This window comes from Leptolyngbya sp. Cla-17 (assembly GCF_016807185.1).
Taxonomy (GTDB): Bacteria; Cyanobacteriota; Cyanobacteriia; order Leptolyngbyales; family Leptolyngbyaceae; genus ULC077BIN1.
This window is the reverse complement of sequence record NZ_JAEVYN010000002.1, coordinates 2,138,965-2,154,514: the sequence shown is the minus strand read 5'-3', so window position 1 is coordinate 2,154,514 and position 15,550 is coordinate 2,138,965. Positions and strand designations below refer to the sequence as shown.

11 protein-coding genes and 1 pseudogene are annotated in these 15,550 nt (G+C 48.0%); 8 read left to right on the top strand and 4 right to left on the bottom strand.

Annotation, left to right across the window (positions count from 1 at the left end; all coding sequences use genetic code 11):
• Positions 1-18: 18 nt before the first annotated feature.
• From urtB to fmdA, 4 genes are all read right to left on the bottom strand, one after another.
• Positions 19-981 (bottom strand): urea ABC transporter permease subunit UrtB, encoded by a 963-nt coding sequence (gene urtB, locus JOY44_RS20790; RefSeq protein WP_171575434.1) that lies wholly within the window; start codon positions 979-981, stop codon positions 19-21.
• Between the two features lie 93 nt (positions 982-1,074).
• Positions 1,075-2,475, bottom strand: a complete 1,401-nt coding sequence (locus JOY44_RS20785) for an ABC transporter substrate-binding protein (protein WP_171575433.1) — start codon at positions 2,473-2,475, stop codon at positions 1,075-1,077.
• Between the two features lie 78 nt (positions 2,476-2,553).
• On the bottom strand, positions 2,554-2,814 hold the full coding sequence (locus JOY44_RS20780) for an FmdB family zinc ribbon protein (RefSeq protein ID WP_171575432.1): 261 nt from the start codon (positions 2,812-2,814) through the stop codon (positions 2,554-2,556).
• A 23-nt stretch (positions 2,815-2,837) separates the two neighbouring features.
• Positions 2,838-4,046 carry a formamidase gene (gene fmdA / locus JOY44_RS20775; protein ID WP_171575431.1) on the bottom strand — a complete coding sequence of 403 codons (1,209 nt, stop codon included), beginning with the start codon at positions 4,044-4,046 and terminating at the stop codon, positions 2,838-2,840.
• Positions 4,047-4,602: 556 nt separating this feature from the next.
• On the opposite strand from fmdA, the gene JOY44_RS20770 reads away from it, so the two are divergent.
• The 8 genes and pseudogenes from JOY44_RS20770 to JOY44_RS32915 all read left to right on the top strand — a co-directional run.
• Complete coding sequence (locus JOY44_RS20770; protein WP_197985622.1) at positions 4,603-7,383, top strand: ATP-binding protein; 2,781 nt, start codon at positions 4,603-4,605, stop codon at positions 7,381-7,383.
• Between the two features lie 30 nt (positions 7,384-7,413).
• Positions 7,414-8,619 carry a MarR family transcriptional regulator gene (locus JOY44_RS20765; RefSeq protein WP_171575429.1) on the top strand — a complete coding sequence of 402 codons (1,206 nt, stop codon included), beginning with the start codon at positions 7,414-7,416 and terminating at the stop codon, positions 8,617-8,619.
• 307 nt (positions 8,620-8,926) lie between these two features.
• Positions 8,927-10,012, top strand: coding sequence for an aliphatic amidase (locus tag JOY44_RS20760; RefSeq protein ID WP_171575428.1), 1,086 nt, complete (start codon positions 8,927-8,929; stop codon positions 10,010-10,012).
• 187 nt (positions 10,013-10,199) lie between these two features.
• Positions 10,200-11,747, top strand: a complete 1,548-nt coding sequence (locus tag JOY44_RS20755) for a tubulin-like doman-containing protein (RefSeq protein WP_171575427.1) — start codon at positions 10,200-10,202, stop codon at positions 11,745-11,747.
• A 14-nt stretch (positions 11,748-11,761) separates the two neighbouring features.
• Positions 11,762-12,088: a hypothetical protein gene (locus JOY44_RS20750; RefSeq protein ID WP_171575426.1), complete on the top strand. Its 327-nt coding sequence runs from the start codon at positions 11,762-11,764 to the stop codon at positions 12,086-12,088.
• Between the two features lie 145 nt (positions 12,089-12,233).
• Positions 12,234-13,910 carry a hypothetical protein gene (locus JOY44_RS20745; protein WP_171575425.1) on the top strand — a complete coding sequence of 559 codons (1,677 nt, stop codon included), beginning with the start codon at positions 12,234-12,236 and terminating at the stop codon, positions 13,908-13,910.
• A 266-nt stretch (positions 13,911-14,176) separates the two neighbouring features.
• A complete protein-coding gene (locus tag JOY44_RS20740) occupies positions 14,177-15,172 on the top strand; it encodes a CobW family GTP-binding protein (protein WP_197985620.1) in 996 nt (331 codons plus the stop codon).
• A 144-nt stretch (positions 15,173-15,316) separates the two neighbouring features.
• Positions 15,317-15,493, top strand: a pseudogene (locus JOY44_RS32915) (hypothetical protein); the annotation flags it as partial.
• Positions 15,494-15,550: the final 57 nt, after the last annotated feature.

The window sequence follows — 15,550 nt, the reverse complement described above, 5'->3', positions numbered from 1 at the left end:
AAATTCAAATCGCTTTATTTAGCCGCGCTTCTGAACCGTAAATAAACCTTCTGGACGATAGCGAATCAAGACAATCACAGCAGCCAGCACGATGACCCTAGCAGCGGGATCATTCAACAGGTAAGCGATCGCCGAATTTGCCTCCCCAATTAAGACCGCGCCTGCCAGAACCCCGACTAGCTTGTCCACTCCTCCCGTTACCACTGTCATCCAAGCATCTACTAAGTAATCTTGACCCATCGGCGGAGCCACACTCTTAAGCGAAGAGATCACCGTTCCAGCGATACCCGCTAAGCCACACCCATAAGCAAAGGTTGCCATGTCTACCAAGCTGGTATTAACGCCTAGGCACCTAGCCATATCCCGATTTTGAGTCACTGCCCGCACCTCTCGCCCAAAGTTGGTGCCATACAGCAAATAGGCAGTCACTCCTAACAGCAGCAATGCCATAAAAACAATGAATAAGCGGTAAAACGATATTTGAACGGCCTGTCCGCCGACTTCAAACAGGGTCCAGTTGCCGCGAATGTAGGGAGGAGCTTTCACATACTTTAACTGGGCGCTAAAGATCAGTTTCACAATCCCCTGAAGCACGATACTCAAGCCCCATGTTGCCAGTAGGGTTTCCAAAGGTCGCCCATATAATCGTCGAATAATGGTTACTTCAACTAGGGCACCGACCAATGCCGTAAATAAAAAGGAGAATGGAATCGTCAATAGCAAATCCATCTTGAATGTACTTTGCAGCACAAATGTTGTGTATGCACCCAGCATGATGAATTCGCCATGAGCCAAGTTAATGATTCGCATTACGCCAAAGGTAATGGCAAGCCCTAATCCGGTAATTAGCAAAATGCCAATAATCCCAACTCCGTTTAGGAGTTGGTTGAGTATTGCGATCGGATCTATCGTTTTGTCTGGCGGCGATGCTTGCGCCAAATAAATCAACGACGATATCGCCTGAAATGGCAAAACGTTCATAGCCCTCCCTTAGTCAAACCATTTGATGTCATGCTGCGTCAGTCAAGGCTCGTTGATTTCTGACAAAATCAACGAGCCGGAAGCATTAAAAGCCTATGTACCTGCTGCCTTCAAGAATTCAACTGGAAGATCTTTCTTTGTTTCGACGGTTGAATTGCTGCGATCGTCTGGGGTTTTGTGAACACAGACACGACCTTTATACAGCGCTTGGCTCCAAGGAATGGGTTTAACTGCTGCCTTTGTCGCAAATACAATCTCCGCTTGACCATCTGCTTTCCACTTACCAATTCTGGAATAGAGGTAGGTGTGATAGTTGTCTGGATCAATTTTCACGGTTCCTTGAGGCGCATTAAACACTTGACCGCGTGTGGCTTCGCGCAGATTGGCAGTCGTGAACTCTTTGCCCTCTTTGGCGCACTTCTCCATCGCCTGTGCCATGAAAAAGGTTTGTAGATAAGCGGCTTCCATTACCCCATTGGTAACGCGATCTTGCCCAAACTTCGCCTTGAACTGCTCCACAAATGCTTTATTTTCAGGCGTATCTACAGTTTGGAAATAGTTGAAACTGCTGTAGTGTCCTTCAGCAAACTCTGGACCCATTGCCTGAATCTCTTCTTCGGTAGTGGGATACGCCATGATTGGAATATCTTTAGAGTTGATTCCGGCATCCTTAAGCTGTTTGTAAAACGCTGGAATGCTATCACCCACTAGATTGCTAAGAATGAAATCAGGCTGGGCTTGCTTGATCTTGTTAATGATCGTGATAAATTCAGTTGTTCCTAAAGCTGCGTATTCATCTCCAACAACTTGCCCTCCACCTTTGACTAGCTCTGCTTTCGCAATCCGATTACTTTCTTTGGGATAGATGTAGTCAGAACCAATGAAGAAGCCCTTCTTACCAAAGTTCTTAATGCAGTAGGGAATAGAATCGGTGATTTGCTGGTTGGGCGCAGCCCCGGTGTAGAAGACGTTTGAGCTACACTCGTTACCTTCATAATAGACAGGATAGTAGAGCAGTCTATCCTTCTCTTCAAACACGGGCAACACTGATTTGCGGCTGGCTGAGGTGTAGCAACCCAGTACACACACAACTTTGTCTTCATCAATTAGCCGTTTCGACATTTGATTGTATAAATCCCAGTTAGAGTCTGGATTGACAACCACTGTCTCAATTTTCTTGCCGCTGATTCCTTGCTTGCCAGACCAGGGACCTTTGCCCTCGTTGATTTGCTCAACTGCAAGAAACGTTGCATCTTGCAATGATTTTTCAACGATCGCGATCGAGCCAGTGGTGGAGTACATGACCCCGACCTTAATGCCATCTCCAGCGGTGGAGGCAGCGGGGCTTGAGCTTGCCGTTGTCGTGGTGGTGTTTGTGCCACTGCCACCCGAACAAGCCGCGACAACACTACTACCTACGGCAAGAGCACCATATTGGATAAACTGGCGACGGCCGATGCCGCTCAAGGACACACGAGGCTTACGTGACTTCATTCGTTGAACTTCTCCTTAATTAATAAAACTCACACCAACGCTAAACTGCCGGACATGGTGCCACGGCCAGACTTAACTCTAATGACCAATCATCCAGGGACGGCTCCCAGAATGCTGCCGAGCTCTGGCGGCGATCTGTTCAGACTCGCGCTTGACCAATTGCGGCTCTGGATTTTCTCGCTTTAGCCGCAATGAACCTGACAATAACGCAGGCGGTGAGAAAAGCCGTCTCCCTGGCTCCTCGCACGTTGGGCAGTTAGCCGGATCGCTGGACTCAGCCAGCGATCGCCACACATCAAACACACCACATTCTTTGCACTGAAACTCATACAGAGGCATACTCAAGACCACATAATCTATAGCTAAACCGGGAGAATATTCTGGTCAAAAATCGCAGTTGGAATGGCGACCGTGCAGCAGGCATTTGGAATGTCCACAATCCCACTGACTCTTCCCTCCACAGGGGCACAACTCAATAGCAAGTATGCTTGTTCGCCTGTGTAACCGAATTTTTTGAGATACTCGATCGCATTCAAACAAGCTCGACGGTAGGCAATATGGACATCCATAAAGTATTGCTTACCCGAAAACTCATCCACCGAAATCCCCTCAAACACTAGATACTCTGAGTAGTGCGGCTCTACTGGACCTGGCTTGAAGATTGGGTTGACCATGGCATACTTTTCCATGCCGCCTTTGATGATATCGACATGCAGATCGATGAAGCCAGACATCTCGATCGCACCGCAGAACGAAATTTCACCATCACCCTGAGAAAAGTGGATGTCGCCCATCGATAGCTTTGCCCCTTCCACATAAACCGGGAAGTAAATACGCGTTCCCCGTGAAAGGTTTTTGATGTCGCAGTTACCGCCATGTTCCCGTGGAGGAACAGTCCGAGCCGCTTCTGCCGCGACGCGATCGTAGTCAGCCTTAGGCAAAGTGCCCAACACCGCATTTTTTGGATTAGGCAACGCTGCTAGCACAGGCACCCCGTCGATGTTAATGCCGGCCCCATAGGTGCGGCGATCAGGCTGGGTTTCCATCAGCTCTGTTTCTCGCTTGTTCCACTTTGCAAGCAGCTCATGGGATGGCGCACAGCCGATCAAACCAGGGTGAGTAATTCCGGCAAACTTTACTCCAGGAATATGGCGAGAAGTGGTGTAAATCCCTTGAAAATCCCAAATTGCCTTCGCAGGAGCAGGAAAATGATCCGTTAAAAAGCCGCCACCATTCTTCTGGTCGAAAATGCCTGTAAAACCCCACTCATCGCCTTGCAGGGCACCAATGTCAACTAAATCCACGACTAAGATGTCACCTGGCTCAGCCCCATTTACCCAAATCGGTCCACTCAACACATGAACAACGGTTAGATCAACGTCCCGAATATCATCAGGACTGTCATTATCTTTAATCTGTCCATCCGTCCAATCTTTACATTCAATCCGAAATACATCGCCCGGATTGACCGAAACCACCGCCGGAATATCGGGATGCCATCGATTATGTCCAGGCAATTCCTGCTGATCCATTGGCTTAGTCAGGTCAACTTTGAACAACGTCTTAGGCATCAACCTCTCCTCAGATTTTAAGATTTAAACTTCAACAAAATCTCATGAAAATTCATATACGCACACATTAAGCAAATACGATCGCCTTAAATCTTCACTCAGAACGCAGCGAATTACCACGGAGCGGAGTTGCTCGCCAAGATTGAATGAAAGATATGCGATAACAATGCATTTGCAACTAATGCACCAGTTTGTCTGGCAATGTTATGTCTGGCAATGTTAGCGTAAACTCTTTAACAATCGCTTTTGATGGTAAGTATATAAGAACAAGAGTTTTGTGCTTAGTTATACTATTTTTTGTGAAAATTCTAACTTCAGGAAGATTTACAGCTTCTATAGTCCGGGCCTGATTCTGCGCTACGTTGTTTGGATGTCAACGTCAGGATTATTCTGGGGGCATGAATTTATCTAACCATCAGTTGTCGAAGCAGTGGTCGAGGGCAATACTGAACAAATCCAACAAATTTTGACAGATTTGTGGCTGACAATTGCAACGCCGTAGCCTGATAGTTTTCAAGCTAAGTTCTCTACTTACCCCATGATCAATAACCTGAGTTTGAAAATTCTTCAAAGCAGACGGGATTACAATACTTGGGTTGCAACAGAAACCTTAGAAGATTACGCGCTGAGATTTGCGCCCAAATCGTTTAGAAAATGGTCGGCGTGGCTGGTTGCTAACACCGCAACGGGAGGGCTTTCATTTTTAGCGTTAGAGGCGATCGGGGGGTCGCTGGCAATCAACTATGGGTTTGCTAATTCTTTCTGGGCAATTATTGCGGTTGGAGTAATCATTTTTCTGACTGGATTGCCGATCGCCTACTATGCTGCCAAATACAGTGTAGATATGGATTTGCTCACACGCGGAGCCGGATTTGGATACATCGGCTCTACGATCACCTCTCTGATTTATGCCTCATTTACCTTCATTTTCTTTGCGCTAGAAGCAGTTGTAATGGCGCAGGCGTTAGAGCTGTATTTCCATCTACCGTTGGCGATTGGCTACGTGCTTTGTTCGCTGGTGATCATTCCCCTGGTCTTTTTTGGCGTGACGTTGATCAACCAGTTGCACCTATGGACGCAACCCCTCTGGTTCACGCTTCTCATCTTGCCTTATGTCTGCATCCTCTATAAGGAGCCAGACGCCCTGGAGAACTGGATGCATTTTGCAGGTCAGTCGAGCAGTGGAGCAGCATTTGACCCGCTGCTATTTGGCACTGCTGCGACCGTCTCGTTTTCTTTGATCGTGCAAATTGGTGAGCAAGTAGACTACTTGCGGTTCTTGCCGGATAAACAAGAAAACGATCGCGGTCAGTGGTGGTTGGCTGTGGTGTTGGCGGGTCCAGGATGGATCTTTTTAGGCTGTGCCAAGCAATTGGGAGGTGCGTTTCTAGCGTCGCTGGCAATCGAACATGGAGTTAGCCTTGCCAAAGCCAATCAGCCAACTCAGATGTATTTGGTGGGATTCGAGTATGTGTCCTCAAAGCCAGAGGTAGTTTTGGCAGTGACGATTTTCTTTGTAATTTTGTCTCAAGTCAAAATCAACGTGACGAACGCCTATGCTGGATCGCTGGCCTGGTCCAACTTTTTCTCCCGGTTGACTCATAGCCATCCGGGGCGAGTGGTATGGCTGGTGTTTAATGTGGCGATCGCTCTGCTGTTGATGGAACTGGGCGTGTTTTCGACCTTAGAAGCGGTGCTGGGACTTTACTCGAACGTCGCGATCGCCTGGGTTGGAGCCTTGGTAGCTGATTTGGTGATTAATAAGCCGTTAGGTCTAAGTCCGTCCTACATTGAGTTTAAACGGGCATATCTCTACAATTTCAATCCCGTGGGCTGTGGCTCCGTCTTAATCGCCTCTCTCGTTTCTATGGCGGCCTTTGTCGGTATATTTGGTCCCGTTCCCAAAGCTTTTGCTTCGTTTATTGCCCTGGGGTTAGCGTTAGTACTGGCTCCGGCGATCGCGGTGCTAACCAAAGGGAAGTACTATCTCGCCCGCGAAGATCCCTACTCAAACTGCACCTACACCATCAATTGCTGCATTTGTGAGCAAGCCTACGAACCTCAAGATATGGCATTTTGTCCGGTATACGATGATTCCATTTGCTCTCTCTGTTGCAGCTTAGATACGCGCTGTCATGATGGCTGTAAGACCTGTCCTACCCGCGACCAAAATTTAGACCCAGTCTCACCCATCGTTCGGAGATTCTTACAAGATAAGTTATCTCCCCATTTGGGGGGAAGGCTGCTTAGCTACTTGGCTGTTTCTCTCGCGTTATCGGCGTTGGTCGGAGCAATCTTGGGATTTATCTATTATCAGCAGGTGATTAGTGAACCTGATATTTCTGCTCTCACTGCCCAACGGTTGACTGAAACCTTAATTGAAGTGTCTGCTGTTTTCTTCGTGCTGATTGGTATCGGTTCCTGGTGGTTAGTATTGACTCAGGAGAGCCGCCAACTCTCCCAGGAAGAGCTTGACAAGCAAAACCTTCAGCTTCAGCAAGAAGTAGAAGAGCGCCAACTAGCAGAAGTGCAGTTGCAGGAAAAAGCACAACAGCTTGAACAAACCCTCTACAACTTACAACAGGCAGAGGCTCAATTGATTCAAACTGAAAAAATGGCGGCTTTGGGGGGATTGGTGGCTGGAATTGCTCATGAGGTCAATACACCCATTGGAATTGGCGTAACCGCCGCCTCTTTGTTGGTGGAAAAAACCACTGCGTTTTCCGAATGTTTTCAGAGCGGCACAATGAAACGCTCAGAATTGAAAAAATTTCTGGACATTGCCCAGCAGAGCAGCCAGATGACCCTAGCGAATCTGAATCGAGCTGCCCAATTGATACAAAGTTTTAAGCAAGTTGCTGTCGATCAATCCAGCGAATTAAAAAGAGTATTCAACCTCAAGGCGTATCTAGAAGAAGTTTTGTTGCAGCTTAGTCCAGTACTCCAAACCACTCCACATATCATTACAGTGCAAGGAGATGCTCACCTGATGCTGAACAGCTATCCAGGCGCATTTTCTCAAATTGTAACGAACCTAGTAATGAATTCTCTGATCCATGCCTATCCTCCCGACCAGCTAGGACACCTGACAGTGACCTTAAAACACATCGAAGCGCATGTGGTTTTTGAGTATGCTGATGACGGTCAAGGAATTCCGCCGGAAAACCTGGGTAAAATCTTTGAACCCTTTTTTACCACCAAACGCGGTCAGGGGGGCAGTGGCTTGGGCTTACATATTGTTTATAACTTAGTGACTCAGAAGCTAGGTGGAACCATTCGGTGCGAGAGCCAACCGTCCATAGGAACAAGGTTTTGCATCAGGCTACCCACATCTTAAGCGTCGATCAGTTTTCCCGAAAGGCTTTTCATGTCGAATATTGCCCAAGACTCTCTCAATGACTTGCACAGCGACGAATTTACGTTCGCTCCAGAGGATGAAGCAGAAATTGTCACTACATCACAAAATCAACCAGAGCAAAGCTGGAAAATTCTGATTGTAGATGATGATATTGAAGTTCACGAAGTAACCAAGCTAGCGCTGAGCGACTTTATCTTTGAAAACAAGCCTCTGACTTTCATCAGTGCTTACTCTGGGCAGGAAGCCAAACAGATTATCCAAACCCATCCAAACATCGCCATTATTTTTTTGGACGTAGTGATGGAAACTGAGGATGCTGGATTACAGATAATTCAGTACATTCGAGAAGAATTAGGCAACTCACTGGTTAGAATCATTTTGCGGACAGGGCAACCAGGACAAGCACCAGAAACGGTTGTAGCAGCAAATTACGGAATTGATGACTATAAGACTAAAACAGAACTGACTTCCAATAAACTGTTTATCAGCGTGGTGACAGCGCTCAGAGTATTTTCGACCCTGATGCAGATGCGAGAACTGAGCCAAGGTCTGAAGCTCGAGCTAACTAAGTATCAACAGGTTGAAGCGGATCTACAGCACAGTGGGAAGCAGCGAGAGAAAGCAGGAGTGCTGAGTCAAGCAGTGACGGCAACAACTCAAGAAATCCTACACACTCCCAATACAGACACACTCCACACGATGGCGATCCTTACCCGCATTGCCAGAATGGTGCTGCGAATTACCGATGAGCATTCAGCAAAGCTGGGATTATCGCAAAGCAAACTGGCGGTGTTGATGTATCTCAACAGCAAACCTCAATTGGGTGCCAGCCCATCCTTTTTGGCAAAGCATTGCGGGGTTTCACGCGCTGCGATGACTGGATTGTTGGATGGATTAGAGCAAGAAGAATACGTTGAGCGGGATGATCACCCATCCGATCGCCGGGCGTTGATGGTTAAACTCACCCAAAAAGGGCAGCAATTTTTGGATGGGATTGAAACCCAAGATCAGTATCAGAGTATTAAATTGATAGACATGCTGGATGAAGTAGAACGCCAGAAATTTATCGAATTTGCCAGGGAGGTCTTGAAGCTGTTTGAGGACAGACTACAGACCACGTCAGTAGTTGGGGAGGAAATCTCAGGTGAGGCATTGAGCGTCAGCATAAAGAGTTCGCCGATTACCGACCTCAGTTTAAGGAAAAAGCAAAAGTAGTTAAGAGATTAACTATCAAGTGTAAAACTAGATACAAACTATTCTCTGTCTACTCTTTATGATTACCCCATGCTGCTACAAGTTCTTAAGAACTAAATAAGGTGGCAATAAAGAAGATTCTAAAGACTAACAGATTGGCAATAGGGATTCGGTTGGCAGCTTCAGTTTCAGTTAAGCGCGATCGCAAATCAAGATCGGTTGGCAATACAAGTAGCAATTCAAAGTTTTTGGAGGATTAATTTTTAGTCCTCCAAACGTTTTATTTTGTCCATCAATGTTTACAAATTGAAATTGATTGGAGTTTGAAATGGCTTACCACGGTGATATTTCTTCGAGTGCTGATGCGGTTGGAGTTGCGGTTGTTAATTATAAAATGCCGCGGTTGCATACCAAGGCAGAAGTAATTGATAACTGCCACAAGATTGCCGCAATGATTGATGGAATGAAGTTGGGATTGCCAGGGATGGATTTGGCAATTTTCCCCGAATATTCCACTCATGGCATCATGTATGACCCCAGCGAAATGATGGATTTGGCAGCATCTGTTCCCGGTGAGGAAACCGCGATTTTTGCCCAAGCCTGCATCAAAAACAAAGTTTGGGGAGTCTTTTCACTCACAGGTGAGAAGCACGAAGACCACCCCAACAAGGTTCCTTACAACACCTTGATTTTGATGAACGATCACGGTGAAATCGTGCAGAAGTATCGCAAGATCATGCCGTGGACACCAATCGAAGGCTGGTATCCCGGCAACTGTACCTACGTTTCTGAAGGTCCGAAAGGCTTAAAGGTTAGCTTAATCATTTGCGATGACGGCAACTACCCCGAAATTTGGCGAGATTGCGCCATGAAAGGGGCTGAACTGATTGTGCGTTGCCAGGGTTATATGTATCCTGCCAAAGAACAGCAAATCATGGTTTCTAAGGCAATGGCGTGGATGAATAACGTTTATGTTGCGGTTGCCAATGCTGCTGGATTTGATGGTGTTTATAGCTACTTCGGGCATTCAGCGATCGTTGGTTTTGACGGTCGCACTTTGGGTGAGTGCGGTGAAGAAGACATGGGTGTGCAATATGCCCCCCTGTCTAAGTTTGCCATTCGCGATTTCCGCAAACATGCTCAATCTCAGAATCACCTGTTCAAGCTGATGCATCGTGGCTACACCGGTATGATCAATTCGGGCGATGGTTCCGAAGGCATGGCGGAGTGCCCCTATCAGTTCTACCGGGATTGGGTGCTGGATCCAAAGAAGGCAAAGGAAACGGCAGAAGCGATTACTCGCGAAACTGTTGGCACAGAAGAGTGCCCGATCGAAGGTTTGCCCAATCAGAAGATCAGCACTCCCGCAGAAAAACCTCAACCTGCCAAAGTGACCGTATCCACTAGCGTTTAGCAGCGTGCTAAGCTTCTTCGTTCTCAAGTTCTAGGTAGAGACAAATAAGCTTAGCTTTTCAAGGCATCGACGATTAAGGTTGCTGACCGTCTGAAGCAACATACAGATTGCAATTATCTCGCTCCCTTGTGTGAGGGAGCGAGTCAAATCCAATTGCGTTACAAGCATTCTTTAGGAAAAAATTATTATGGTTGATCCACAGGAAGCGCTTCGGATTAAGAAGAGACTAGAGGCTTTAAAGCGGGGAGGTGTGCATCGAGTAAAGGATGAGAACCCGATGCCATCTGCGGTGCATGTAGTCGGAATTGGTAAAGCAGGAGCCGATTTCATTGCTGAGATGATTCGACAGGCTCCCGATGACTTTTTGGAAGACAGCCGCAAGCGTTTTACAGCACTGGCAGTAGATATTGGAAATCAAGACTTGTTGCAGGTTGAAGAGCTTGCCAAGACTTTACCGAGCGATCGCACGCACATCAAGACCGTAGCACTCGAAGTTCCTACCCGCGATGAGTTGTTTGGCTCACTCCGACGGTATCGCGAGTACTTAAAGCTGGAGTATCCTCGCTACTACTGGAATCCCAACTACGAACCCTGGCTTCCTGACACGGTTGAGATTCCCCAAGCTGGAGAGCAGTTTCCACGGGCAATTTCTAAAGCGATCTATGGTAAAGCTTACTATGAAGGCGAGAAAGTTCTAGATCAAGAACTAGAAGCATTCGCCAAGAGCGTTGATTCGACCACTTGCCAGTCCATTGTTTGCGTTGTGTTTGGTCTAGCCGACGGTACGGGCAGCGGTATTGTGGTTGATCTAGTTCGCCACCTATCCAATGTGAAGTTCGGTCGTCGTGCGTTAGTGTTGGGCATCGGCATCGCCCCCTCTGAAGGAGATACTCCATCTAGTCAAGATCCCAGCCTCTTCCCAGTGCTCAACGAGCTGGACTGCATGTTGGATCAAGAGAAAAATCAGGGCGTAGTGCAGGTTTGGGGCGATCTCTATCGCAACCCCTTCACCGCTGGTTTTTGGTTGGTGCCTCAGAAGCCCACCTATGAGGAGACCCACGATTTGGCGGCAACCAGTAAGCGCGTTTATTCCGAACTTGCGTCATTTATGACCCGCAATCAAGGGCTGGACATCTACGAGTCGCTGCGGCTACTCAACTGGGTCGGCGCACCACCGTCGCAGCACATGGCAGCCCGGAGCCAATACGGCGCTCGTTGGGTACATATCTTTGGGTTCACGAGCATCGACAAAATTCCGACAGCAGAGCAATTGCCCAAGCAGCTTGGCATTATTGACGGTACCTTCCAGCCAGACTTCTTTGAGGTGCGTGTTTCGGCTCCCGAAGGGGCGGCGATCGATGCTCCTCTTGCTGAACTCGCTAGCAAAATGAATGCCTCGTTCACACCCATCCTGGAACCTGAAATCATCCGATCTGGCACGACTGATGAAACCTATGTGCAGTTCATCCTTCCCGGTGCCAGCAAGATCAATCTGGAATTGTTCATCGACTCCAGACTTGCTTATGACGAGCAAACCTGGGATGAAAAACTGCTGCAACACTCCTGGTTACTTGAGTTGGGAGTCATGCTCTCAGAACCGGCAATCCGGTTTGAAGGGATGGCAGGCGAATGCCTCTGGGGTTGTGCATGCTGGGTCGTCGTTCCCTACAGTGCAATTCGTGGCGAAGACTTAGAAGGTCTCCGCGAGAAGCTTGAGCAAGTCGTCAAAGTATAAGCAAAGGAAATTATATGCCGTTGGATTGGTCAGTCGTTAGTCAGAGATACGGAAATGGCGCTCAAGTTCCTACCGTTGCCGGCGGCAAGATCTTGAATGTCACGGGCGTTGATGATGAAAAAATTCACATTAAATCGCCGCTCTGGGTTGCTAGCTTGAGCCGTCATAACCTTGAGAAAGGTGTTGAACTGATTGAGGAAGGGATAATCGATCGCCAACCCGGTCAGTTCGTGGAAGATTACAAGATTTATGTTGCGGATGAACGCGCTACTTCAGCCGCTCATATTCTCAAAGATTTGGGCTTTTTGACCGAAGACAAGGGGTATTACCCAACTTGTTAAGCCCGCTAAGAAATGGCTATTAGCTGTCAGCGTTCAGCGATCAATTCTAAGTTCAGTGCTGACTGTCGATAGCTATTGATTGATGGCTTCTAAGCCAGCATGTCACGTTGCAGTTTTCAATTCATACGAAAGAGGAAATTGAGTAATGTCAAAGTCCATGTACCATAGTGCCTCCGGTTCGCAATCGCCCCATTGCATCCACTTCCTAGGAATTGGCAAAACGGGTGCGAACATGTTGGATTCCATGCTGCGCCAAGGCGATCTAGAAGACCAGTTAGCTGATCCACGCGCCCGTTTCACCGCCCTGCTGGTAGACATTGGCGAACAGGATATGTATCAGGCGAAGGATTACGCTGAGGGTTTTCTGAAGCGTCTCGAAGAGGGCGGGATTCCATCTGATCGCGCCCAAATCCGCTTTGCGCCTCTAGAAGTTCCCACTCGTGACGACCTATTCACTTCTCTGCGTCGCTACCGTGAATTTCTAAAGCTGGAATATCCCCGCTACTACTGGAACCCCAACTACGAACCCTGGTTGCCTGACAACGTTGAGATTCCCAAAGCGGGCGAATACTTTCCCCGCGCAATTGCCAAAGGCATCTATGGCAAAGCTTACTACGATGGCGATCGCCCCCTTGAAAAAGAACTAGACGATTTCGCTAAGAGCATTGATGCGACCAAGCTACCGTCCATGGTGCTGTGTTGCTTCGCGATCGGTGATGGTACAGGCAGCGGCATTGTCGTTGACTTGGCGCGCCACCTGTCGAACGTCAAATTGGGACGACGCATTCCGGTGATTGGAGTTGGTCAGTTGCCTTGTACTGGTGACCCAGAAACCTCTAGAGATGGTAGTTTCTTCGCCACGATGAACGAGCTAGACTGTATGCTCGACGAGGACAAAAATGCGGGTGTTACGACCGTTTGGGGCGACCTTTATCGCAACCCCTTTACGGGCGGGTTCTTTGCCCTGGCAACCGAAAACTCCTATCAGCGCCTGACGAAGTACACATCTACAGGTGTACCCAGTGAGCGCGATCGCATGCGTGTGCAAGTGACGCACAAGTTTGTGGCTGATGCCTTCATGCGGATTGCGTTGGATGACTACGGTCGTACCATCTTCAAAGCGCTACGCTTGGTTGGACAAACCACCGCACCCCACGAAGCGATCAGCACCAAGGCTCGTAGCTGGACTCTATACGACGTTGCCAAACTGACCCACCCCGCAGTGCAAGTATTGCCCGGTGAGCCGTTGAGCAAGTGGCGCAGTGTCATTAGCGAGTGGATTGGTCACATCCCCGATTACGCGGGTCTAAAACCAGGCTTCAAGACCGACTACGCCGAGTGTATTGTGCATGCGCCACGGGAAATGTGGAACGACAAACTGGATGACGAGTTCAAGAGGGTTGTTTCAACCTTCCTGCTCGATTCAGAAGATTCGACGCTGCATGTCAGCCATCGGGAGTTCTTCGATCACCTAACAGCGTTTGCCGACATCATGCTGCCCGGCGTTGCCAAGGTGGATTTCCTCGCCTTCTACGAAAGCCGTGACAAGTACGACACCCTTACCTGGGATCAGAAGCTGCTCCACCACTCCTGGTTGATGGATCTGGGCGTGATGATGTCTGAGCCTGCAATCCGCTTTGAAGGAATGGCGGGCGAGTGTCTTTGGGGTTGTGCGTGCTGGATTGTGGTTCCTTACGACCAACTTAGAGGCGATAGCGTTGTGCCAGATAACCGACGCGACATTCTGGAAGCAGGAATTGCGGCGATGACCAAAACGGTTGTCTCGATTCCAGCTGATGCAGAGGCAGTGAAAGCCATCTAAGTCGTATATTGAGCGATCGCGACTCGTTTAAGTCGCGATCGCTCAAAAAAGTTAAGCCTGTTGTGAATTTTGCAAGCTTAACTGGATGTTTTCTCCCCGGATATAGATAGGGGATTAAAGTCTTGGCTTTGTCCCCTTTTCTGACAGGCATTTTCCGGTGAGAAGTTTAGCAATTTGCAGCTTTTCAAGCCACCGCTTGAAACCATTACATTTACATTTTTCTTAGTTTTTTAGAGCGTTAATCGCTCTCAACAGGAGTCGCAACGATGGTAATGTCACAAGCCAGACCGGAAATTAAGCAGCGTGTTCCAGTCACAATCGTCACAGGATTCCTTGGTTCTGGCAAAACAACGCTGATTAATCACATCTTGAAAGGGCAGCACGGTCAGAAAGTAGCAGTGATTGTCAACGAGTTTGGTGAGATCGGAATTGACGGTCAACTGATGGTATCTGACAGCGAAGAGCAACTGGTGGAATTTAATAACGGTTGTCTTTGTTGCACCGTCCGGGGTGATCTAGTTCGCACCCTAGAAGACCTAACCCAACGGGCTGATCTCGATGCTGTTCTGATCGAAACCACTGGGTTAGCAGATCCGGCTCCGGTGGCTTCCACATTTATCGTGGCAGATGAAATCAAGTCCAAATTCAATTTGGATGCGTTTGTCACGGTAGTTGATGCTCCGAATTTACAGCGAAACTTGGCAGACAGCCACGAGGCACAGGAACAGGTCGCGTTTGCTGACATTATTCTCATTAACAAGACCGACCTAGTTTCAGCCGAGGATATTGCCAAAGTTGAGCAACAAATCCGCAATCTAAATCCGATCGCCAAGATCTACCACTCCGAGTTCAGCGTAGTTGACTTGCCATTGATTTTGGGGACAGGCGCGTTTGATCTAGAAGCCAAGCTAGAAGTCGATCCAGAGTTTCTGGATGATTTGGAGCATGAGCATGATGCTGCGATCGGCTCATTTGCTCTCACTACCGATAAACCCATTGACATGAACAAGTTCATGCTGTGGATGAACGCGCTGGCTCAAGAGAAAGGCGAAGACCTGTACCGCACTAAGGGTTTGTTCTACGCCCAGGGATTTCCTGAGCGCGTGCTGTTTCAGAGTGTGCGAATGTTGACCTCAATGAAACGAGACAGACTGTGGAAACCAGATGAAGCTAAACAGACTCAGCTCGTTGTGATTGGACGCAACTTGAATCGAGATGAGTTCACAGACGGATTTGCGAAATGCGTAGTTTCTAGCAAATAAAATAAGTTTAAGAGCGCAGAATATGGCAATTAAAGTTGGTGATCAAATACCGTCAGTGAGTCTGTCCTATATGGACTCCAACGGACCTCAAACAATATCTACAGAAGAGCTTTTTAAGGGAAAAAAAGTGGTGCTGATTGCGATGGCGAGTTTACTAAAGCGATCAGTCAGGATTGCAACTTAGACAGATTGGGATTAGCGCTGCGATCGCGGCGCTACGCAATGATTGTGGAAGATGGCGTAGTGAAATCTCTGGACGTTGACGACCCTGTTGAGGTTGCTGAAGTTAGCAACGCAAGTAAGGTTTTGGAGAAGCTATAGGCTTTGCCCAATTCAGATATTCAGGTCTACAGATCGCTTCATCGATATCGGACTGTA

Excerpts from the sequence above, each read along its gene's own strand:
- urtB (WP_171575434.1), bottom strand. The coding sequence starts at position 981 with ATGAACGTTTTGCCATTTCAGGCGATATCGTCGTTGATTTATTTGGCG.
- JOY44_RS20785 (WP_171575433.1), bottom strand. The coding sequence starts at position 2,475 with ATGAAGTCACGTAAGCCTCGTGTGTCCTTGAGCGGCATCGGCCGTCGC.
- JOY44_RS20780 (WP_171575432.1), bottom strand. The coding sequence starts at position 2,814 with ATGCCTCTGTATGAGTTTCAGTGCAAAGAATGTGGTGTGTTTGATGTG.
- fmdA (WP_171575431.1), bottom strand. The coding sequence starts at position 4,046 with ATGCCTAAGACGTTGTTCAAAGTTGACCTGACTAAGCCAATGGATCAG.
- JOY44_RS20765 (WP_171575429.1), top strand. The coding sequence starts at position 7,414 with ATGTCGAATATTGCCCAAGACTCTCTCAATGACTTGCACAGCGACGAA.
- JOY44_RS20760 (WP_171575428.1), top strand. The coding sequence starts at position 8,927 with ATGGCTTACCACGGTGATATTTCTTCGAGTGCTGATGCGGTTGGAGTT.
- JOY44_RS20755 (WP_171575427.1), top strand. The coding sequence starts at position 10,200 with ATGGTTGATCCACAGGAAGCGCTTCGGATTAAGAAGAGACTAGAGGCT.
- JOY44_RS20750 (WP_171575426.1), top strand. The coding sequence starts at position 11,762 with ATGCCGTTGGATTGGTCAGTCGTTAGTCAGAGATACGGAAATGGCGCT.
- JOY44_RS20745 (WP_171575425.1), top strand. The coding sequence starts at position 12,234 with ATGTCAAAGTCCATGTACCATAGTGCCTCCGGTTCGCAATCGCCCCAT.
- JOY44_RS20740 (WP_197985620.1), top strand. The coding sequence starts at position 14,177 with ATGGTAATGTCACAAGCCAGACCGGAAATTAAGCAGCGTGTTCCAGTC.